A 22154-nucleotide genomic window follows, 5' to 3' on the forward strand; every position below is an offset into this window, starting at 1 on the left:
TCCCTCAAACCTTTTCGATGTCCGACTTGCCGAGCAGGCCGGTCGGGCGGAAGAGCAGGATCAGCACGAGCAGGCCGAACGCAACCACGTCCTTGTACTCGGCCGGCATGTAGCCTGCGGCAAAGGTTTCGGCGAGGCCCAGCAGCACGCCGCCGAGCATCGCGCCCGGGATGCTGCCGATCCCGCCGAGCACCGCGGCGGTGAACGCCTTGATGCCCGCGACGAAGCCGATATACGGATTCAGCTTGCCGATCGTCAGCCCGATCAGCACGCCGCCGACGGCCGCCAGCATCGCGCCGAGCACGAACGTGAACGAGATCACGCGGTTCGTGTCGATGCCGAGCAGGTTCGCCATCTTCATGTCCTCGGCGCACGCGCGGCACGCCCGGCCCATCCGCGAATGCGAGATGAACAGCGTGAGCGCGATCATCAGCACCAGCGTCACGCAGACGATCAACAGGCGCGCATACGGAATCGTCACGTCGAAGTCGCCGCCGAGATGGATCTCGAACGCGCCGGAGATCAGCACGGGCACGGACACGTCGCGCGCGCCCTGGCCGATCTGCACGTAGTTCTGCAGGAAGATCGACATGCCGATCGCGGAGATCAGCGGCACGAGGCGCGGGCCGCCGCGCAGCGGACGATACGCGACGCGCTCGACCGCGAAGCCGTACAGGCCGGTGACGATCACCGACACGATCAGCGCGGCGCCGAGCACGAGCGGCAGCGGATAGCCGGCGGAGATGCCGATCGCCGTGAGGGTCACGAGGCCCACGTACGCGCCGATCATGTAGATCTCGCCGTGGGCGAAGTTGATCATGCCGATGATGCCGTAGACCATCGAATAGCCGATGGCGATCAACGCATAGATCGCACCCAGCGTCAGGCCGTTGACCAGCTGCTGGGCGAATTGAGGAAAGAAGTCAGTCATGTGCGGGAAGCTCCCGTTGGCATTGCGTCGCGTGCCGCCGCCGGATCACGGCGGTCGGCCGCGCGCAACGCACGGTGTCGTCTCGGGCCGCCCTTTGGCGCGCACGGGTCAGAAGCGCGACCAATGCGCACCCGCCCCGTCCGGGTTTCGGACAGGGCGGGTGCGCGGGCGGGTACTCCGTATTACTTGGCGGCGGTCTTCGTCGCGTCCTTGTGCCACGTGTAGACGACGAACTTGAACGCCTTCAGGTCGCCCTGTGCGTCATACGCGACCTTGCCGATCGGCGTGTCGAACGTCGTCTTGTGCATGTACGCGGCGACCTTCGTCGGGTCGGTCGTCTTCGCGCCCGCGATCGAGTCGGCGATGATCTTCACCGCTGCGTACGCCGGCATCTGGAACGGGCCGTTCGCGTCGCGCTTCTTGTCCGCGAATGCCTTCACGAGCGCCGCGTTGGCCGGATCGGCCGAGAAGTCGGCCGGCAGCGTCACGAGCATGCCTTCCGAAGCCGGGCCGGCGATCGCCGTCACGTCCTTGTTGCCCACGCCTTCAGGCCCCATGAACGTCGCCTTCACGCCCTGCTCGCGCGCCTGGCGCATCAGCAGGCCCATTTCCGGGTGGTAGCCGCCGAAGTAGACGAAATCGACGCCTTGCGACTTCAGCTTCGTGATGATCGCCGAGTAGTCCGAATCGCCGGCGTTGACGCCTTCGAACAGCACGACCGGGATCTTCGCGGCTTCGAGGTCCTTCTTCACCGACGACGCGATGCCCTGGCCGTACGACTGCTTGTCGTGCAGGACCGCGACCTTCTTCGGCTTCACGTTGTTGATGATGTAGTGCGCGGCGGCCGGGCCTTGCTGGTCGTCGCGGCCGATCGTGCGGAAGATGAAGTGGCGCTTCTTGCCTTCCGTCAGTTGCGGCGCGGTGGCCGACGGCGTGACCATCACGATGCCCTCGTTCTCGTAGATGTCCGACGCCGGAATCGTCGAACCCGAGCACACGTGGCCGATCACGTACTTGATCTTCTGGCTGACGATCTTGTTGGCGACGGCGACGGCTTGCTTCGGTTCGCACGCGTCGTCCATCAGCACGACTTCGAACTTGTTGCCGCCCGCACCGCCGGCTGCATTGATCTGTTCGATCGCGGTCAGCGCGCCGGCCTTCACCATGTCGCCGTATTGGGCGACCGAGCCGCTCATCGGACCGGCGATGGCGATCTTCACGGTTTCCGCTTGCGCGGCGGCGGCGCCGGCGGCGAACAGCACGGCGGCGACGGAAATGGACGTAAGACGGGACAGCGTCATCTGGGAGCTCCTCGATGTTGTTTAGTCATACGGGCAAAGGCGGCATGACTTGCGCAATCGAACAGCACCCGGGGCGAGGACAGGGGACACGCCCGAGACACATAGAAGACGGAACTCCAGCGGAATGTTGCGTAGCGGGGCCCGGCTCTTGCAGTCCCCGAAGGGGACGTCTGGTTCGGAAAGACATCGTGATGCGTCTTGCATTGCGCAAGCGTTTCGCCTGCCCCGCTTGCCAAATCGCTGGTTCGGAGGGATGGTCCGACAGCCATTGGCAAGGCAGCCGAAATTATATGGGCGTTTTTCAATCGTCTGTCAAAAATGCCTGTCGATTGAGGGAAAACACGTAGGTTTTTGAGATGGGTGGGTGGCGATGGGGGTGCAACTTCCGGGAGGCGGGGACGGTTGCTTTGGGTGCAATCGGGTTGCTATTTGGTAGGGGGATCGGGGTGGGTTCCTTGCTGGGCTTGGTGTTTGGCGAGGGGCGGTTCTCGGTTTCGTATTTTTCGGGCTACCAAGGGCCCGGTCGCTGGAAATCAATCGACTGATGATTGCGGGAGTGCGCACCAGGACGGGGCGCTCGGCGAGTCGGTAAATCTTTCTGTTTACCAGTCAAATCTAAACACTCTGAAAGCTTTTTGATATATCCATGAAATAATACGAATTCCCTTCTGCAATCCAGCCAGCCTCCCTGCAAGTCGCGCCCGCCGCGCCTCGCAGTCGCTTCAGGGCCGCCTCGACGCCCCCTCGTCGCCCAGCCGCCAGCCAGTGATCTGCCGTTTTGTTGACATCCTCCCCTTCCTGAAGGAGGGGGATTCCTACTGCGCTTAGGCTGCGAGAACCTGAGTCGCTTCGGTGGGTTCCTGCTTCTTCGAGCGGCCTGATTGCACCTTCTCTCCACAGGCTAAAACGGCGTGCCCCGCCGCTAAAACGTTAATCGCGCCGACGTGATCGGCGTTTGCCGTGTGCCCGCACTCGATACAGGCGAATAGCGACTGCGTCTTGCGGTTCTCGGCTGAAATATGGCCGCAGCGCGGGCATGTACGGCTCGTGTTCTTCGGCGGAACCGCGACGAAATACCCGCCATTCCATGCTGTCTTGTATTCCAATTGACGACGAAACTCGCCCCAGCCCTGGTCCAGAATGGACTTGTTGAGGCCCGACTTCGCGCGGACATTGCGTCCCGGCGCCTCAGCCGTGCCCTTTGCAGACTTACTCATGTTGCGAACCTGCAAGTCTTCGACGGCGATCATCGCGTGGTTTTTGCTGATCGTGTTGGATGCCTTGTGCAGGAAGTCTGCTCGCGCGTTGGCGATGCGCGCGTGAATGCGCTGGATGCGGACCTTCGCCCTCTTCCAGTTCGCAGAGCCTTTGACCTTGCGGGCCATGCGCCGCTGATACTTCGCGAGACGCTGCTCATGTTTCCTGAAGCTGGCGAGCGGCGGGATGTACGTGCCATCGCTCAGGGTCGCAAAGCGGGCTACACCCACGTCGATACCTACAGCCGCGCCGTGCGGCACTGGCTGCTCAACTTCGCGTGCTGTGAGGATGGACACGAACCACTTGCCCGCTCGCAGCGAAACAGTCGCGCTGCGAACCTCGCCGAGCACCGTTCGGCTGTTGCGGTAGCGCAGCCAGCCGAGCTTCGGAACCTTGATGCGGCCGTTGGCGCTATCGACCACGATCTGGTTCTTGTCGGGAAACTGGAACCGATCGCTATCGCCCTTGCGCTTGAAGCGCGGAAAATCCGCACGCTTGGCGAAGAAGTTCTGGAATGCACGATCACACGCCTGCTGCGCCATCATCAGCGCATGACGCGGAGCGTCTGAGAGCCACGGTGTATCGGCGCTGTTACGCCATTGGGTCAGGTGCTTCCCGACTGAGAACTTGCTTATGTACTTGCCGCCTGCCTCATACGTTTCTTTCTGCAACGCGAGCGTCCTGTTGTAGACGAATCGGCACGCGCCCGCGAACTGGCGCATCTTGCGCTGTTGTTCACCGGTCGGCATCAGTTCGAATTTAAAGGCTTGGAGTCGTTGCATGGAGCCATAGTATCGCGAGTGGAGTTCGACGGCGAAGGCAACCATGTACACCCACTGGCGAACTATCCGCCGAAGGTTGCGGTATTGGCGCTGGCGAACAGCCTGAAGGGTGTTTCGAGCCGGCCGATTCAGCAGAAGACGTGCCCGTGCATCGGTGTAAGTTGTGGGACGGTGCGCGAGGTCGCCGTCCTACTTTGCCGAGTCGTGCGCCAGTACACCGAGCAGCAGCGGACGCCACACTAACGCCGCAGAAGGACAGCTACGCTGTCCGCGCTATCCTTCCTCCCCCTGAACGGGGAGGATTGCCGCTCCCCTGTTCAATGCACATCACCTGCTTCGGATCGCCCATGAATTGCCCTACCCGCCTCTCTTCCGCCGCCGCGATCGCGTGCGCGCTTTCTGTTTCTGCTGCCCATGCTTCGGGACGCGATGCGCTGACCGATCGGTCGGCCGGTGCCAACGTGTTTCGCTCGGAGCGGCGTGCGGCTGCTCGGGATGATGGGCATGCGGCACGAAAGAGCCGGCGACGAGTGCAGTTCGCTGCGCCTCCCGAACGGAGCCCGTTCGATACGCCGGATACGCGGCCGTTGCGGGTGACGAGCGATGCGCTCGTGACATCGCCGCCTGCTTTTAAACATGAACTCGATTTTGCGTTGGCTCCGAACCGCGTCGCGCTTGGTGCGGGCGGGAGCGATAGCTTGGGTCGCGCAGTCCCTGGGTATGAGCAGCGCGAGCAGAACTGGAATGAATACCTGCGTGCTAACGGTTCGCGGCCGGTTGGTAGTGGCGGCTCGTACGCGCCGCAGCGGCCGTACGATGCGCCGCGCGGTCCGCACGGGGCGCCGAATCCGTTCGATCCTTCGGTGCCGCAACCAGAGACGCGGACGTTCTACGACAACGGATCGGGGACGAAATGCACGGCTACCGGCGGTGCGGGGACATCGCGGTCGTCTTGCGATATCGCTTGGTGATGTGCGGTTTTGGGCGGCTGCCGCTTACGGCTGCTCTACCCTGTCCGGCGCGCTGCGCGACATCGCGCAGCGCGGCCGCATCCCGCGGCGTTGCGCTTACAGCTGCGTGATGATCAGCCTGCCGGGCTCAATATCGATCCTCGCCTTGCGGCCCGGAACAAAACACGCATCGTTGATCAGCCACATTCCACCAATCTTCATGTACGGATAAAACGTCTCCGGCCTCGGATCCATGGTCTTCGGGGTACCCCACATTTCCTGGATCGTGACGAAACGTTCCGTCTTCGGCGGTCGTGCTTTATGATTCGGCTTAGCCATGGGCAACTCCTTGGAAGTTGGCTGTGGTTAGCGGGTCGTGAGTGTTGGTAGCACTTGCGGCCCGCGCTCGTTTACCGCGGCGTTTTTATGGTTTGGATTCCTCCTTTGTTGGTGGATCGATGGGAGCGATGCTTCGGTAGAGGGTCGGCGCGTGTGGCACTTCCGTTCGCGTGCACTGCGGGCAACACGATCATCATCAATTGAACATCACCAATTAAACCATCATTGGTGCGCATTTGAGCGCACGTTAGCCATTGGGTATAGGTACGCGGCTTGGTCAGTTTTCTGGTTATTGCGCGTGTTGACGATAATGGCGAGCATGTCGACGCCTACGCCATCCATTCGAAACACGATTGATCCGAACGTGACGATTTGAAACAGTTCTATGAGGTCGGACTCGACGATGTGGGGCGGGCTCGATACTTGGTTAGCCATTGCAAGGTCTTTTGAGTGCGCGCTTGCGGATTCCACTTGTGCTGAGCGGGACCTATCCGTCACCCTCATTCGGCAGGGAAGCCCCCTTTTTTATAGCCGCTCCACAGGACCTTAACTGGCCAACCATCCGGTTTCCCGGCCAACATGCTCTTTGCGATCAGTTCGACGTCGTCTGAAACTCTTCCCGCGATGTCAGGATTTCCCGAGGCTCGAAACGAGAGCTTGAATGCCTTCTCTCTAATAAAATTCAAGAATTTCTTGTCGTCGGCTACGAGGTCGAATCCATTGACTTCGTTAAACGCCTGCATCCAGAGATCATCGAATGATGCGGCGTCCCTTTTGTCAAGTAGCTCATCGAAATCCAGGGCAGTAAAAAAATCGAAAAATCCAGGCTTGGATATCTCCGAATCGATGCTATTCAAAATCTCATTTGGCATTCCATAATCCCTGTTCTTGTGCCGGTGACACTACAGCGGCGCTACCGTCAGTATAGATTCCCACAACGTCCGGACCGGGGATAACTGCCATTGAGCTTCCAGATCCGCCGACCATACGCGTCGAACTCGAAGCGACGGGGTCTACGGCACTAAACCGCGTCATGCCACCATTGCCGCACACGGCGTGGCCCCTTCGATCCCACCGCGCGATGGTGCCGCTCGTTGCTCCCTCAATACGCCGGGTATGATGTGGCAGAACGATACGGCCGATGCGGATCGTCCGAGACGGCGATCACAAGTGGAAGAAAGGTTACGGCCACCATCGGCGCTCGCTCGCGGAGAACGCGATGTATCGCCTGAAGACGCTCACCGGTACGGCTATGGGCACGTCGAACAGAATCACAAGCGACCGAGGTCGCTATCCGCATGGGCGTATTCCAACATGGGGCGTATCCTTGAGTTCGTAAGCCCTGTGTACTTCGATCTCCTCGTTTCGAACTACACCACCAAGCCTACGTCTGAAAATCAAACGTCCCGACGAAGCGCACGCGGGAGGCAGGACGGACGCTTTCTGCGTTCTCGTACTGGAAGTTATAAAGTAGGATCAGACCATTATCGTCAGCACTGCGCATAGCTTCGAGCTGAAGAATCAGCACGTCGGCAAAACTATCGATCCAAGAAAATCCCACAAGATTCTCTCGGAGGCTTAGATCCGGTTGCAGCATGTCCGCCTCGCGGAAGCCATCGTCAAACCAATCAATTCCGGTATCGTCTCGAAACTGATTGAAAGAGTCACCATTCTCATCGTAGGCGTTCTCGATGTAGTCCGTAAGATCATCGTCGTCAGTGAACTTCCCGACCCAGACTGATACTTTATTAGCTTTTTCCATTCTTCCTTACTCCGTCGGCGGCCGAAGACCCACGGGCAGATCGTCGACGCCATTAGTGAGCCGATAATTTCCCCAGTTCTGCAAACGCCGTAAGTACGTTGCATAGTCCATGGATGAATCGACAATATCGATGATTTCACCGTGCGCTGTCCCTGATCCTTTCTTTCCGTGCATCCAGTCAGGATTGATACCACCAGTAGATTTCGTCGGCGTTCGATTTCCCCAGATATCTTCCGCTGTGAGCCCCCAACGCTTAAAGGTAGGGGCACGACTTACTGGCAACCACTCGTGCATTTTGCCAGGCCAACGCAATCTGTCCTCAATCGTCCCTCGATAGTCCTTCCAGTAGGTATCGAACTCGTCGGGCGTTAACTTATTAAACCATTCCGCGAAGCCTTCACGGATACCTGGAATCGGACATCGCTGGAGCCCCAACGGATCAGTCTCGTCAGTCGGAGTCGGGACGTATCCGTAGATGCGAGTGCCGCCCCCCAGGCCGATCGGATCCTGACTAAGATATGCGCCGGAATCTGGATCATAATACCGATTCAGGTTGTAACTCAGCCCTGTCTCGTCGTCCACCCACTGGCCAGGAAAGCGCAGCGTTGTGTCAATTGCTGACACGCCGCCATTAGCTGCACGCCGTGCCGGCAGCAGTTTGCCCCACAACGAATACGCAGCCTTCCACACTGGCTTGCCGTATTGGTCAAACACGGCCTTCGGCAGACCAACCTGATCGGTCAGGATCGGGTAGAGGCCGTCGTCAGTCTCCTGCGCAAGCGGCGAGAAACCGCCGGGTTCGATATGCCATGTTACGACCTGGCCCGTCGTGCCATCGCGCTGCTCGATCCAGCGTTCTGCTAGCGTCGCCCCGTCCCACAGGAACTTCACGGTTTCGCGGCCGCCGAGTTGCCGCTTCTCGACTCGGCGGTTGAAAGCATCGTAGCGGTACAGCCACACGCCGCGTTCGGGCGTCGCGACCTTCACGAGCCGATTGAGCCCATCCCACGTGTATTGCCACGTCTTTGGCCGGAACCCGGGCTGTTCGACCGTCTTTTCGATCGTGCGGCCACGTGCGTCGTACCGATAGCGCGCATGGCCGATCCGTTCCGGCAGGCCGCCTCGGTAGTAATGGTGAGCATCCACGGGGGCCTGGCGCCCATGCGCGGCAATGTTCATCGCCGCGTCGTAACGGAAGTGCTCCGTCGGCTGCAGCAGACTTTCTGCGGTGACGATCTGGCCGCGCGTATCGCGCCGATACGTAAGCGTATCTCTGTCGGTGTCGACTCGCTCCAGTTGCCCGGCTGCGTCGTAGTGATAGACCTGCCGCGTCAATTGCTCGAGCGCACGGGCCGGATCGGCTTGCAAGGCATCGAAGGCTACGGCAGGCCCTGCAATCTGCCGGCGGATACGGCCGAGCGCATCGTACTGTTGCTGCGCGACAAAGTCTCCCGCCTCACGGCCGATCTCGCGCCCTAACCCATCACGCCGGATCGTCAGTTCCCCGACTTGCGTCAAAGCCCCGGATACATCGTACGCATAGGCGGTCTCGCGCCTGGGTGTCATCCGCAGACTGCGTTGTCCGTCGGCGTCGTAGACGTGCCGCATAAGTTGGCCGTGCTGATCTTCGCCGATCAAGCGGCCATTCCTGTCGTAGGCAAAACGCGTCACATGAGCGTGCTCATCCTGGACCTCCGCCGATGCCAATCGCCCGCTCGCATCGTAGCGGTAGGCAAGCTTCACGTCGCCGGCATCGATCTCGATAAGCCGGTCGGATGCATCGTACGTATAGCGCCACTGGCCACCATCGGGCAGTGTCTTCGTCAGCAGGCGACCAACGGCATCGCGCTCGTATTCGGTCGCGCGGCCTCCCCAGTCGATCTCGGTCGCGAGACGCCCGGCCGCGTCGTAGCGGTACGTGTAAGTTTCTCCCAGCGCATTGATAACCTTCGTCAGCCGGGTCGCGTGGTCGTACTCAAAACGCGTTGCATGACCGGCCGCGTCGATCGACGCCGTGAGCAGATCGAATGGACCGTAGGTTCGCTGGATCGTACGTCCTAGCGGATCGATCCACTCGACGGGCAGGCTCTCGCTGTTATAACGTGCCGTCGATACTGAGCCGTCGGGGCGCGTAACCGCGCTCAGCAGACCGCGCGGATTTGCCGGGCCGTCAGCATAGTCGAAGCGAGTCACGTGCCCGTCGGGCGACGTTTCCTCCAGCAGCCGGCCCAGCGTGTCTATCTTGCGCCTAAAGCGCGCACCCGTTGGCAACTCGATGTCCGTCAGCCGCAACCGGTCATCGTAGTCCAGGCGCGTCTCGCGATCACCCTGAACCACCCGCAGCAATTCGCCATGGGGCCCATAGCGATAAGTCGTTTTGTTGCCGTCCGGCTCGGTGCGTGCAATCAACCGATACAGATGGTCGTACTCGAGCTTGATCGTGCCACCGTTCGGCAAGCGCGCCCCAGTAAGGCGCTGCTCGTCGTCATAGTCGAAGTCAACCGTCCTCCCCGAGCTTTCGACGACCGAAGTCAGTTGGCCTCGATCGTCGTATCGATAGTCCGTCCGTCGGCCAAGCGGATCAATCCGGGCCATCAAACGACCAAGCTCCCATTCGGAGTAAGTGCAATGGCCGAGCGGATCGGTTTCGGCCGTTACAAGACCTTCGTCGTTATAGGCGTAGGTCCATTCGCCGTCGACGTCAATCACGCGTGTGCAGCCGGCTTCGTAGATGAATCGGCCCGTGTGATAGCCCTGCCGGGTACCTGTCTCGACTACACGACCATCGGTGTCGTACCGATATCGAACATCGGTCTGATCTGTATCCCGCCATTGGGTCATCCAGCCGTGTTCGTCGTACGCGTAATAGAACTGGCCAAACTGGAAGCTCGCCACGTGGGTAAGCATGCCGCCCTGGTAGTCGTAGTCCACAAGCGTTCTGGAACCACCGTCCGCATCATGGAGGACGATCCGTTGCAGCCGACGATCGCGCCCGTGATAGGCGATGTCGAGCCGATAGCCGTCGCTATGGGCCATGCCACTCAAACGGTCAGCAATATCGTAGGAAAGAACGATCTTGTTGCCGTCGAGGTCTTCAATCCGTTCAAGGCGGGACGAACACCCCTCGACGAGCGGCGCGAAAATACGCAGTTGCCGCGTATCGCGATCGAAAATGCGCGGTTCGAGTCTGCTTCCGACCAGCCGATAACGCGGCTCGCGCAAGTTGATGCCGTTGAGCGCCATATCCGGCGCGTCAAAGCCGATCACAAGGCCGGCGCCGTCGTGGAATCTCACGAAGCGGCCACCATCGAACGTCATTTGCTGCGACCAGTTGTCCGACCAGCGGTGACCGAGCAATCCATGATCGTCCGATCGAGTCCGATAGCGTCGTTTGAACTCGAGAGGCAGGATTCCGGGAATGGCAAGATCCGTACGGATTTCCAGCATTTCTCCGGATACCGGATCAACCGGATCCTTGCACTTCGGTCGATTCTCGTCCTTGATACCCCTTTGTTCCGCAGATCGGGTAGGCTCAGGTCTGAATTTTTCGCGCAGACCCTTGCCGGCAAACTTTCCCGCTCCACCGCCTACGAGCCCCCCGAGCAAACCCGCCAGGAATTCCTGAGTCGCCGACAGCTCCGGGTTCTTCGGACCATAATTTCCGGTCGTCTTGTCGATCCAGATGCTGTTGCGCCCCGAATTAACTTTGCCGCTACAGTGGGTCTCGTGGCCGATCCGCACCAGCGGCAGGCCGTTGACGAACACGGTTTTGCTGCCGTCGACGAGTGCCTGCGGCGCGCCGGAATGGTGATCGCATTTCACCAGGTCCGTGACGCGCGCCACTTTCTTACCTTCAAAATACACATTGCTCGAACCGGTGACGATCTCGCCACAGTTGGTTCCCATACTTTGGCTGGCTGACGCGAGCGCACTACCCAGCGTCAGGCCGCCCGCCATGCACGCCCCGACGATCAGCGCGCCGGCGAGCCCACCTGTTGCCACAGTCGCCGCCACTGCCACGCCAATCGCGACCCCGACGGCAATGCCGGCGAGAATCCCCATAAAACCTGACGAGTGCGCGATCCGATCGCCAATACAGGCGGGATGTGGATCGCCTCGGCCGATGGTAAGGCCCAGTGCGTCGCCAACCTGCGCGAACTCCTTTGACAGCCATCCGGTCACGCCAACCTTGTCGAGCGCCCACGCTCCACCGACTGCAATCGCCAGCGGAAGCATGACGGTGCCCGCCGCAACCGCGCCCGCACCCAGTGCCGCCCCGCCGGTCGCACCACCTGCCAGCGCCGTACCGGCGGCACCCAGCCCGGCAGCCGTCCCCTCGATGGCGGTCAGGCCCGCATCGGCGCCGAGCATCCCATAGTTGAGGTGCTCGTAAAACGGCTGCTCGGCCGCTTTCGCGGCCTCACCGTCCTCCAGCCTGGCGATTTGATCGAGACGTTCCTGTGCGCTGCCGCTCGGCTCGTTGTAATTCGGCGTGTCCGACATTGCCGCCTCAGATCGGATCGCGCAACTGAAGGCTTTGAATCACCGCCCGGATTTGGTCGCGCTGTGTGTCACTCAGCGTACCGGGCGCGGTGAAGGTGAGCATCAGCACGACCTGCCCGTATTCCACCATCGTCAGCCGCTGGTGAATGGGCGCCTGGTTGTTCGCCCAAGTAAACTCATGCACGTGCGCAGCACGCCCGGATACCGTGGCGTCCTCATTTGCCACCTCGGCGTAATCTGGAACCTGCTTCGCCACCTTCCGGATTTCGCTTGTCACATATTCGGCGAACTTCATGCCCCACGGCAGGCGCTCGCGCGTAATCACGAAGCTCACGCCTTCCGTGCCTGTCGCTGCCGACACAAATACGTTCATCGTTTTATCCTGCCACTCCACGGGCAGCGCCAACGTGCCTTCCTGCATCTGGTACATGCTTTGTTATCCTTATTGGGATTAGCCGTTCTTCGGGTTGATGTCGGTCCGAGCAGCCTGGATGTTGATGTTGCTGTCATCCAGGTGGATCACCGAATCGCCCTTATAGATGTCGATCGAGTCGGCAGTCATGTGAATCCGCGTACCGCCATCGCCACCGATCTTGATCCAGAGTTCCTTGGCTTCCAGGGTGTGCACGCCCTGCGGAGTCTGATGCAGCGTATTGCCCTGCACTACAACGTCCGACAGGTTGCCCACTGCGATAGCCGTCGTATGGTTGCCCTTGCCGACCTCGACGGTCCGGTCGCCTTTGAGAACTTGAGTCCACTGCGCGTCCTCGACAACGGTATGCATGTCCTTCTGTGCATGCATGTAAAGCATCTGTGCACCATTGACGTCGCTCATCAGCAACTCGTTCGACCCCTGCCCCTTATGCGTCTGGCTCTTGATCCCCATCGTCTGCCCGGCCGCGCCGTGATACGGGTTGCCCTGCTCGCCGTTGAACACGCGGCCGACGATCACCGGGTTATCCGGATCGCCCTGATTGAACGCCACCAGCACTTCCTGCTTGATCCGCGGAATCGCGGCCGCGCCCCAGCCGTCGCCCGCCCACGGTTGCGACACGCGCACCCACATCGAATCGGAGCCGTCCTTCTTGCCGCGCCGGTCCCACGGGAAATGCACTTTCACCGCGCTGCCGTTCGTATAGATTTCCTCGCCCTTCGGCCCGACGACGATCGCCGACTGCGTGCCGTGAATCACCGGCTTCGGCGTCGCGCGCGGCGCACGGTACGGAACCTTCTTCGGCAGCAGCGCGAAGCTGTTGCGGTACGGCAGCTTCGCGCTGTGCTGCGTGTAGTCGTTCACGGCCTCGTGACGCACGTGCAGGATCACGTATTCCTGGTTGTTTTCGAGGACGGGATGATTCGCGACGGCCACGGCGCCGGCCGTGGTCATGCGCCACGCGTAGCCGCCGCCGGTATAGCGATGGGCTTGCGCCTCCTCGGCCTCCATCGCGAAACGGGCATAGCGGTTGCCGTCGTCGCCGTGGTCGTACAGCGACTGGTGCTCGAACCGCTCGGTCGCATCGAGCCGCGCATGCTTGAGATTCTGCGGCCCGACCTCCACCAGCATCAGCGGCGACGACGGATTCTGGTGATTGAAGTCGCGGAACGTGACCTTGCCGACGCCGAAGCGCCGGCCTTCGTGCAACTGGTCGATGCCGCTGTCCTCGCTCGCCTCGGTCGCGGCGAACGGCACGGTGGCGAGCCCGTCGATCGGGCGGAACAGCAGGTTCGTGTCGCCGATCACGAGAAGGTGCTTGTCCTTCTCGTAACGATGCGTCCACACGAGCCCCTCCTGCTCCATCAGCCGCGCGCAGAAGTTGTAGTAGCTCTCCTGGTACATCACGACGTACTCGAGCGGCTTCTGGCTGGTCCGGATGTCGAACACGAAATCGGAAAAACCGTGTTCCTGGAAAATCTCGGTGAGGATGTCCTGCGCGGTCTTGTTCTGGAAGATCCGGCAGTCGGTCGAGCGCGTGAGGAACCAGAACCACGGCACGGCCGTCAGGTGATATTGCGTGACGTTCCCGGGGTTGCCGGCGCGGTCGAACGACGCGACGTAGCCGTCGAAATAGCGGTCGTTGTCGCCGGTGCCCGACGCCACCACGCGTTCGAGCGTCGACAGGCGCGCCTGCTGGTCGAAGCGGATTTTGACCTGCTGGCCGATCAGGTCCTCGGGCCTCAGGTCGTGGCGATGCGACAGCAGGTCGAGATGGATTTCCGGCAAGCGGTTCACGTGCTCGTCGACGACGGCCGCGCTGACCAGCAGCACATCCGGGCCGAGCGGCGTATCGAGCGTGACGTAACGGTTGAGCTGCGTCAGGCGCGCGGGGTTCGCGGCGCCGTTGATCGCTTCGGCGATGGCGCCGGGCGTCTTCTCCATCAGCGAGAAGCCGGTCTGCGCGAGTTGCAGCGCGCGCTGCACGGTGTCGACGTGCCCCGCGAGGCCGGCAAGCGGCCCGAGGCTGCCGGCCACACTCGACGCCACCGGGCCGGCGAGGCCCCCGAGCGCGCTCAACGAGCCGAGCGCACTGCCGCCCAATCCACTGGGAATACCCCCGTTCGGAGCGAAACTCATTCTTGTTCCTTGCGTGTGATCTCAGGTTCCATCGGCCGGCTCGCCGGTCCGCGGCTTCGATAATGTAGGGTAAAACCCGAGCGCTTGAAAGACGTCCGCAAACGTTTTCGTTCGAGCCCTGAAAAGCGAGAAACTAAACCAGCGGCTGGGTACCCGGACGCGGCATCCCACGCCGAAGCAGCACGCCGGTAGCGGCCGAAAACAGCACGACCTGCACGAAGCTCGTGACCGGCACGTATGGTGCGAAAAACCGGTCCATCACCTGCGCGAATCCGCTCAGGCTGAACGCGGCGAAACGCTGCTCGTCGACGACCAGCCGCACCTCCAGCCCGTGCACGAACGCCGACGCCGGCTTGCCGGGCAGCCAGCACCGCACGCGCGCCGTCGACAGCGACACGAGCGCATCGAAGCGCCGGCCGGCGTCGACGGAGTCCTCCGCCCAGCGTGCGCAAAGCCGCCTGAGCTGGGTCAGGCCGCCCTTGTCCAGCCGGATCGCCTGCGGCACGAGGAGCGACAGCAGATCCCACAGCTCCCCGTAACGGAAAGCGGGCGGCTGGCTCCGTGTCGGCCGGTTCAGCAGCGAAATCGTTCCCACCGGGTCGCCGCTGGGCAACGCCAGCTCGCGCCCCCGCATCCCGGACAGATCGCCCTGCGTGCAGGACAGCCGTATCTCCAGCTTGCGATGACCGGGATCGGCAGGTCGTCCATCCTGGTCGACCAGTTCCAGTTCGACGCCGCGGCGCGACTCGGCAGTGTCTGCCGGGACTGGCGGCGGAGTCGCCTCCGTCTCCTTGGACCGGGAATCGACAGGCTCCTTAGGCGCCCGCCGTGCCTCGTCGCGCAACGTCATCCAGAACAATCCGGGACGCATGCCCGCGCCATGTTGCAGCGACCGGAACGGCGCCAGCATCGACGCGCCCGAGTCGGAAACATGGCGAACGGTGTCGATCGACCAGATAGCCGTGCGCGACGCGCCGGCCTGCGCAAGCGCCTTCACCGCGTAATGGGCGCAACCGGCGCGCGTCTCGATCGGCTGGGCGTCGTCCGGAAACAGGTTGATGACCGGCGCACAAAACAGCCGGACGTGGTCGGCAGTGGCGGCGGCCAGGCGTTGCGCGCGATGCGAATCCGGATGCACGCCCGCGATCGCGAGGTGGAGCGCGACGCGACGGTTGACGCTGGCGATTCGCTTGATCGCCCGCATGTCCAGGTCGACAAAGTCGAAACGCTCTGGCACCGCGCAATACGTCATCAGCAAGTGGAGCGGCCAGAGCGCATCGTCGGGCCGCACGTCCAGCAACGCATCGGCGGGATCGAAGCCGACGGCCGTGAACGTCGCGTCCGGCAGACGCTTCCAGCGCGTTGCATCGCCTGCTTCGACGAAGCTTCGGCCGGCAAGAAGCAACACGGCATCGGCGAGCGCCGCGACGATTTCCCGCGCACCGGTGAAATGCATGCGCAATGTGTCCGGCACGATGGCGAACGTCGCCTTCGGCGTCGTGAGTTCGAACGTGAAGGTCAGCAAACCGGTCGTTTCCGGGGGCAACGCGACGTCGCGCGGCGCGATCGACGAGGTCGTGTAGCGCACCGACGATACCGTCAGCGGCACGATCTCGACATCGTCGGCGATGCGGAATACTTCCTTGCCGACCGGTGCGATCAGCCGCTCGCCGCGACGAACGACGCGCGGCGCAGTCAGTTCGCTGCTGCCGTCGCCATGGAATTGCGCGATCGCGCACGATGGAAACGGGCGCAGAAAAGCGCCGTCGAGCGTATCGAGAAAACTGCCCGTGAACGCAGGCACGTCATCTTCGAGACGAATGTCGTGACACGCCGCCATCAACGCGAACGACTGCAACAGGCGTTCGACGTGCGGATCGTCCGAATGCTCGCCGGTGATCGCCAGCCGAGCGGCTATTTTGGGAAAGCGCTGAGCAAACGTCTGCATCGAATGGCGCAGCAGCGTCATCTCGCGTTCGAAGTGCGGCAGCAGATCCTTGGGTTCGATGGCCATACTCGTTCCGTCCGTCGCTGCATTCGCCTACGACGATGCAGCATTCATGAAAGCGGAACGATCTTATTCGGATAGGTCGCTTTTTATTTCCAATGAATTGAACGGCCACCATGTTGGCGGCGGCGAATTCGGTCGATGGCCATCCTGCCTTCGGCGAATATCAGGGCTCGCCGCGTGTGAATGGCCGCTCGCAAATTTTCGCGCCAATGGTGGCGAACCGTTAAAACAGACAGCACAGCGTGCTCGTCGACGCGGCGGCCACGCGCCATGCATCGCGTCACCGCGGCGAAACCACGATCGCCGCTCGCCGATTCTGCGCCCGCCCGCCCGGCGTCTTGTTATCCCCTACCGGATCGCGCTTCCCTTTCCCGACGATCGCGATCCGCTTCGCATCGAGTCCCGCGTCGACCAACTCGACAGCCACGACTTCAGCCCGCCGCCTCGACAGCTCGACGTCGTACTTCTCCGTCCCCTCGTTATCCGAATACCCGTACACCCGCACCCCGTTGATCCCCGCCGACTGCAACGTCCGCCCGATCCGCTCGACGATCCGCCGGACATCCGGCTTGAGGTTGTACCGGTCGAAATCGAACAGGATCGGCCCGGCCGCCCCGAACTCGAACCCCTGCCCAGTCTCCTGGAACCCGGCCGACTTCAGCGCCGTGACCTGCGTCTGCGTCAGCCCGCGATGAAGCGGCGGCGTCTGGCAGCCCCCCAGCAGCATGCCCAGCAGCAGCGCACTCCCGACGCACGTCCGCCTCATGCTCACAGGAAACGAGTGGTTCATTTCGCATCCCCTTCCATCGCGCCCGCTCCGCAAGCGCTTCTTTTAACCGCCGCCGCGGCCTCGTCCGCGGCGCGAGTCGATCGACATCACACCGGCCCTGCCACGCTCTCCGCCAACTGCCACGATCCCGGCCGCGCGCGCTTGGCGCGGTACATCGCGATATCCGCCGCGCGCAGCAGGCCGCTCGCGTCCGACGCGTGATCGGGATACAGCGCAACGCCGGCACTCATCATGGTGGCCACCACGCGGCCGTCGGACAGCTCGATCGACGGCGCCATGCCGGACAAAATCTCGTCGGCGATCCGGCACACGCTGCCCGCTTCGGGCACCGCCGCCAGCATCACCGCAAATTCGTCGCCGCCCAAGCGCGCGACGAGATCGGTCTCGCGCACCCGCGTGCGCAACCGCGATGCGATGCCGATCAGCACCGCGTCCCCGGCGTCGTGACCGAGACAATCGTTGATCTCCTTGAAGCGGTCGCAGTCGAGATAGAGCACCGCGACCCGATGACCCGTCAACGTGGCATCGCACAGCGCAAGCGCCAGGCGCGATTCGAACTGCATGCGGTTGGGCAACCCGGTGAGCGCATCGTGCGTCGCCTTGTGCTCGAGCGACGCGTTCTCGTCGCGCAGCGTGTTCTGCCAGTCTTCGAATTCGTCGAGCAACGCGTTGAAGTCGTCGCCGAGCTGATTCAGTTCGGCGATCGCCGTCGGCTCGACGCGCCGCGCGAACGCCCGCTCGCGCCGCACCGCGTGCGCGACGCCCGCCAGCGCGCGCAGCGGCGAAACGATGTTGCGCAGCAGACGCTTCGAGCTCACATACGCGCCGAACACGCTGACGGCGAGGCAGCCGAGAATGCCGCCGACGCCGCCGAGCAGGAAGCCGAAGAACTGATGCCCGCGCCCGCGCACGACGACGTGGCCGACGATGATGCCGTCATGCATCACCGGCGCGGTGACCGGCCCGGGCAGCGCCACGTCGGCGACGGCGCGCTCGAGCCGGGCGACCCCGTTTCCGGCCGGCAACTGCCACGTCGCGAACAGTTGTCCCTTGCTGTCGGTGACGACCACCTGCGCGACGTCCTCGTCGCCGGCGATCATCCCGATCGCCTCGTTCGCCGCGACGCGATCGCCGAACACGAGCGCCGCCTCGACCGTATAACCGAGCGAGCGCGCCAGCAGATTCAGGTTGTTGCCGGCATACGCGCGCAACGCGATCACGGCGACGACGATCAACGACACGGCGGCCATCGTTACGGCGACGAACGCGAGGCGCAGATGCGCGCGGCGCAGCACGCTTTGCAGCGTCGGGCGCGGCGGGCGCGAAGCGGGAACGGGGGGCGCGGATCGTGTCATGGCGCCACCGGCCGTCGTGCAAGGTTGAGGACGTTCGGATGCACGCGCACGCCGCTGCGCGCGACGGCATCGAGATTGATGTCGAAGGTGACGCGTTCACCTTCGACCGTGACGCAGAACATCGCGCCCGCGGTGCAGGACATATCGTGTTCGGCAATGGTCAGCACCGGGCGGCCGGACAACACGGCCCTGACCCGTGCGCGCTCGTCGTTGCCGAGGGCGCCGAGATAGACGACGTCGCACGCGACGCCGAGCGCGGGGTCGTCGAAGCGGACGCGCTGCACGTCGAGCACGGTCGAGCCGGCCTGCAGCGTGTCGGTCAGGCCGCCCGCGTAGTCGGGCCTGCCGGTCACGCACAGATGCAGACGGACGGGCGTCGTCGGCCAGCGCGTGAAGCTGATGATGCCGAGCACCACCTGACGCACGGCGGAGTCGTGTGACGAAAAGGCGGGACCCGTTGGGCTGGCCGGCGTGGTGGTGGCGGCAACTTGCACCGCATCGATCGGGTGCTCGTCCATCACGGCAGGCGCGCCGGCGACGACCGGTACGGCGCTCAGAACGCAAACGATTGCGGCAAACGCCTGGCGGACCGTGGCGACTCGGCCCCGCCGGCCGGACGCCTTTCGCGCGGCGATGGCCGCCGCGCACGCTGGCGTCGATGCGACTGCGAGACTCGCAGCCGCCGCGCACACACTTGCATCCATGATGGAAACATCTGCCGCAGTCGTTCCCGGCCCTGCCTCCTGCCTGCCATGCGCGTGCAGGCACCGTATCACGCGCACGATTCCTTCCATCTTAGGTAAAAATTCGGATGACCAAGCAGTGGGAAACACCCGCGAAAGCATCGGAAAGCAGGCGGATTCCGTGTGGCTGCCCGATGAGACGGACGGACGCGTCGACCGATGTCGATTCGATCTCGGCGTCGGCGAATTGATCGGCGGATTGATCGTCGCGCACGGGCCAGCCGCCACGTATCGACCGCGTGCCCCCTCTTGGCCCCCCACGCCGGCGCGAGTATGCTTGCGGTTCGAACGATTCCCAACCCGGGCGCGCACACCGTACCGCGGCCACGCGCCCCGCCAACCGTCACTCACCATCGATGGATTTCGACGTCATCGTTCTCGGCGCCGGCATCGTCGGCGTTTCCGCCGCGCTGCACCTGCAGGATCGCGGCCGCAAGGTTGCCCTCGTCGATCGCGGCGCGCCCGGCGAAGGCACGAGCTTCGGCAATGCCGGGCTGATCGAGCGCTCGTCGGTCGAACCGTACCCGTTCCCGCGCAGCCCGTTCACACTGATGCGCTATGCGCTGAACCGCTCGACCGACCTCTACTGGCACAGCGCGTCGCTGCCCGCGTTCGCGCCGTGGCTCGCACGGTTCTGGTGGGAATCGGCGCCGCTGCGTCACGCGGCGGCGTCGCGCGACATGCTGCCGCTGATCGAACGCTGCATCGTCGAACACGATGCGCTGATCGCGCGGGCCGGCGCCGGCGAACTGATCCGCGCGAGCGGCTGGCTCGAAGCGTTCCGCACGCCGGCCGCCTTCGAACGGGGCGTGGCCGACGCCAGCCTCACCGCGCGCCGCCACGGGCTCGGCATCACGCCGCTCGACGCGGCCGCGCTGCGCGCGCACGAACCGAGCCTCGCCCCGGGCTTCTGCGGCGCGCTGCACTGGCTCGACCCCAAAAGCGTCGTCGATCCGGCCGCGCTCGTCAAAGCGTATGCGCACCTGTTCGTGCGGGGCGGCGGCACGCTGCTGACCGGCGACGCCGCGAGCCTCGACGCGCTGTCGCCCGGCTGGCAGGTCCGGACCGACGACGGCCCGGCGGCCGCGCCGGCCGTCGTGGTCGCGCTCGGCCCGTGGTCCGACACGGTGTTCGGCAAGTTCGGCTACAAGATCCCGCTGCGCGAGAAACGCGGCTATCACATGCACTACGCGCCGTCCGCGCGCGGCGTGCCGTCGGCGCCGATCGTCGATCGCGAATACGGCTACGTGATCGCGCCGATGCGGCGCGGGCTGCGGCTGACGACCGGCGTCGAGATCGCGCGCCGCGGCCTTCCGCCAACGGGTGTGCAGCTCGAACGCGCGGAACGCGTCGCGCGGCCGGTGTTCGGGTTCGGCGAGCGGCTCGACCCGCATCCGTGGCTCGGCTTCCGCCCGTGCACGCCCGACATGCGCCCGGTGATCGGCCCCGCGCCCGCGCATCGCGGGCTGTGGTTCGCGTTCGGACACAACCATCACGGGCTGACGCTCGGCCCCGTCACCGGCCGCCTGCTGGCCGAGATGATGACCGGCGAAGCGCCGTTCACCGATCCGGCGCCGTATCGCGCGGATCGCTTCTGAGCGCGCGATACCGGCGCCGGCACGAAGGCTCGGCTGGCGCCGAAACCCGTCGTCAGCGAAAGCGCAGCTGATTCCGCCCGAGCTGCGCAACGGACGCGCAGCCCATTAGCCGCATGTCCCGTTCGATCTCCGTACGCATCAGTTGCAGCGCACGTTCGACGCCGGGCTGCCCGGCGGCGGCGAGCGGAAACAGGTAATAACGCCCCAGGCCAACCGCCTTCGCACCGAGCGCCAGCGCCTTGAGCACGTGCGAACCCCGTTGCACGCCGCCGTCCATCATCACGTCGATCCGGTCGCCCACCGCGTCCACCACCTCGGCAAGCTGGTCGAAGGCGGCGCGCGAACCGTCCAGTTGCCGCCCGCCGTGGTTCGACAACACGATGCCGGTGCAACCGATGTCCACCGCCCGGCGCGCGTCGTCGACCGACATCACGCCTTTCAGGCAAAACTGCCCGTTCCACTCCCGCACCATCGCGGCGACGTCGTCCCATGTCATCGACGGATCCAGCATGTCCGTGAAGTAGCGGCTGATCGACATCGCGCCGCCGCCCATGTCGACATGCCGGTCGAGTTGCGGCAAACGGAATCGCTCGTGAGTCAGGTAGTTGATCGCCCAGGCCGGCTTCAACGCGAACTCGGTCATCCCCGCGAGCGTCAGCCGGAACGGAATCGAGAAACCGGTGCGCTTGTCGCGCTCGCGATTGCCGCCGGTGATGCTGTCCACCGTCAGCATCATCACGTTCACGCCGGCTTCCCGCGAGCGGTTCATCATCTCGCGGTTGAGACCGCGGTCCTTGTGGAAATAGAACTGGTACACCTGCGGGCCCGCGCTGATCGCACGGGCCTCTTCGAGGCTCACGGTGCCGAGCGACGACACGCCGAACATCGTGTCGAATTTCGCGGCCGCGGCGGCGACGGCGCGCTCGCCGTCGTGATGAAACAGGCGTTGCAGCGCGGTCGGCGAACAGTAAACCGGCATGCCGAGCCTTTGCCCCATGACCGTCACCGACAGATCGACATCGCGCACGCCACGCAACACGTTCGGCACCAGATCGCAGCTTTCGAACGCGCTCGTGTTGCGCCGATACGTGGTTTCATCGTCGGCCGCACCGTCGATGTAATTGAAGATCGGTCCCGGCAATCGCCGTCGCGCCAGCTCGCGGAAATCGTGGAAATTGTGGCAATCGTTCACGCGCATTCGTCACACTCCATTCCGCGCACGAGCGGCATGCCGGTGGGCCGGCACGCATCGCGGCGTTC

At 63.5% G+C, this 22154-nt stretch carries 16 protein-coding genes and 2 pseudogenes; 4 read left to right on the forward strand and 14 right to left on the reverse strand.

Translation table 11 applies throughout. The features are described 5' to 3' along the window. Positions 1–4 precede the first annotated feature (4 nt). From livH to GJG85_RS22325, 3 genes are all read right to left on the reverse strand, one after another. Positions 5–931 (reverse strand): high-affinity branched-chain amino acid ABC transporter permease LivH, encoded by a 927-nt coding sequence (gene livH, locus GJG85_RS22315; protein ID WP_006749488.1) that lies wholly within the window; start codon positions 929–931, stop codon positions 5–7. Between the two features lie 182 nt (positions 932–1113). Then, a complete protein-coding gene (locus GJG85_RS22320; protein ID WP_050012348.1) occupies positions 1114–2232 on the reverse strand; it encodes a branched-chain amino acid ABC transporter substrate-binding protein in 1119 nt (372 codons plus the stop codon). Positions 2233–3056: 824 nt separating this feature from the next. Further along, positions 3057–4271 (reverse strand): RNA-guided endonuclease TnpB family protein, encoded by a 1215-nt coding sequence (locus tag GJG85_RS22325; protein WP_089489785.1) that lies wholly within the window; start codon positions 4269–4271, stop codon positions 3057–3059. An 18-nt stretch (positions 4272–4289) separates the two neighbouring features. Here GJG85_RS22325 and GJG85_RS22330 point away from each other — a divergent pair. After that, positions 4290–4406: pseudogene (locus GJG85_RS22330) on the forward strand (transposase); the annotation flags it as partial. Between the two features lie 185 nt (positions 4407–4591). Then, positions 4592–5242, forward strand: coding sequence for a hypothetical protein (locus GJG85_RS22335; protein ID WP_089489615.1), 651 nt, complete (start codon positions 4592–4594; stop codon positions 5240–5242). 96 nt (positions 5243–5338) lie between these two features. On the opposite strand, the gene GJG85_RS22340 is transcribed toward GJG85_RS22335, so the two are convergent. Next, entirely contained in the window at positions 5339–5560 is a 222-nt protein-coding gene (locus tag GJG85_RS22340; protein ID WP_059721886.1) for a hypothetical protein, read from the reverse strand. Positions 5561–6060: 500 nt separating this feature from the next. Beyond that, positions 6061–6432: a hypothetical protein gene (locus GJG85_RS22345; RefSeq protein WP_089489617.1), complete on the reverse strand. Its 372-nt coding sequence runs from the start codon at positions 6430–6432 to the stop codon at positions 6061–6063. A gap of 133 nt (positions 6433–6565) precedes the next feature. Here GJG85_RS22345 and GJG85_RS22350 point away from each other — a divergent pair. Next, positions 6566–6891, forward strand: a pseudogene (locus GJG85_RS22350) (IS5/IS1182 family transposase); the annotation flags it as partial. A gap of 53 nt (positions 6892–6944) precedes the next feature. On the opposite strand, the gene GJG85_RS22355 reads toward GJG85_RS22350, so the two are convergent. From GJG85_RS22355 to GJG85_RS22390, 8 genes are all read right to left on the reverse strand, one after another. Continuing rightward, the gene (locus tag GJG85_RS22355; protein WP_089489618.1) at positions 6945–7322 is read right to left on the reverse strand and encodes an immunity 22 family protein; all 378 of its coding nucleotides are present in this window, start codon (positions 7320–7322) and stop codon (positions 6945–6947) included. Between the two features lie 6 nt (positions 7323–7328). Continuing rightward, the gene (locus GJG85_RS22360; protein ID WP_239468992.1) at positions 7329–11825 is read right to left on the reverse strand and encodes a DUF6531 domain-containing protein; all 4497 of its coding nucleotides are present in this window, start codon (positions 11823–11825) and stop codon (positions 7329–7331) included. Positions 11826–11832: 7 nt separating this feature from the next. After that, positions 11833–12255, reverse strand: coding sequence for a DcrB-related protein (locus tag GJG85_RS22365; RefSeq protein WP_089489619.1), 423 nt, complete (start codon positions 12253–12255; stop codon positions 11833–11835). Between the two features lie 21 nt (positions 12256–12276). After that, entirely contained in the window at positions 12277–14397 is a 2121-nt protein-coding gene (tssI, locus tag GJG85_RS22370; RefSeq protein WP_089489620.1) for a type VI secretion system tip protein TssI/VgrG, read from the reverse strand. Between the two features lie 133 nt (positions 14398–14530). Then, positions 14531–16411, reverse strand: a complete 1881-nt coding sequence (tssF, locus tag GJG85_RS22375) for a type VI secretion system baseplate subunit TssF (protein ID WP_204384425.1) — start codon at positions 16409–16411, stop codon at positions 14531–14533. A 277-nt stretch (positions 16412–16688) separates the two neighbouring features. Continuing rightward, entirely contained in the window at positions 16689–17198 is a 510-nt protein-coding gene (locus GJG85_RS22380; RefSeq protein WP_050012342.1) for an OmpA family protein, read from the reverse strand. Positions 17199–17284: 86 nt separating this feature from the next. After that, positions 17285–18553 carry a diguanylate cyclase gene (locus GJG85_RS22385; RefSeq protein ID WP_050012341.1) on the reverse strand — a complete coding sequence of 423 codons (1269 nt, stop codon included), beginning with the start codon at positions 18551–18553 and terminating at the stop codon, positions 17285–17287. After that, positions 18550–19257, reverse strand: a complete 708-nt coding sequence (locus GJG85_RS22390; RefSeq protein WP_089489623.1) for a YfiR family protein — start codon at positions 19255–19257, stop codon at positions 18550–18552. The genes GJG85_RS22385 and GJG85_RS22390 overlap by 4 nt, the downstream gene beginning before the upstream one ends. A 395-nt stretch (positions 19258–19652) precedes the next feature. On the opposite strand from GJG85_RS22390, the gene GJG85_RS22395 reads away from it, so the two are divergent. After that, positions 19653–20894: an FAD-binding oxidoreductase gene (locus tag GJG85_RS22395; protein WP_124594778.1), complete on the forward strand. Its 1242-nt coding sequence runs from the start codon at positions 19653–19655 to the stop codon at positions 20892–20894. A gap of 52 nt (positions 20895–20946) precedes the next feature. Here GJG85_RS22395 and GJG85_RS22400 read toward each other — a convergent pair whose 3' ends face one another. Then, complete coding sequence (locus GJG85_RS22400) at positions 20947–22092, reverse strand: alpha-hydroxy acid oxidase (RefSeq protein ID WP_050012338.1); 1146 nt, start codon at positions 22090–22092, stop codon at positions 20947–20949. Positions 22093–22154: the final 62 nt, after the last annotated feature.

Source organism: Burkholderia sp. MS389 (genome assembly GCF_016899425.1).
GTDB classification, from domain to species: Bacteria; Pseudomonadota; Gammaproteobacteria; order Burkholderiales; family Burkholderiaceae; genus Burkholderia; species Burkholderia sola.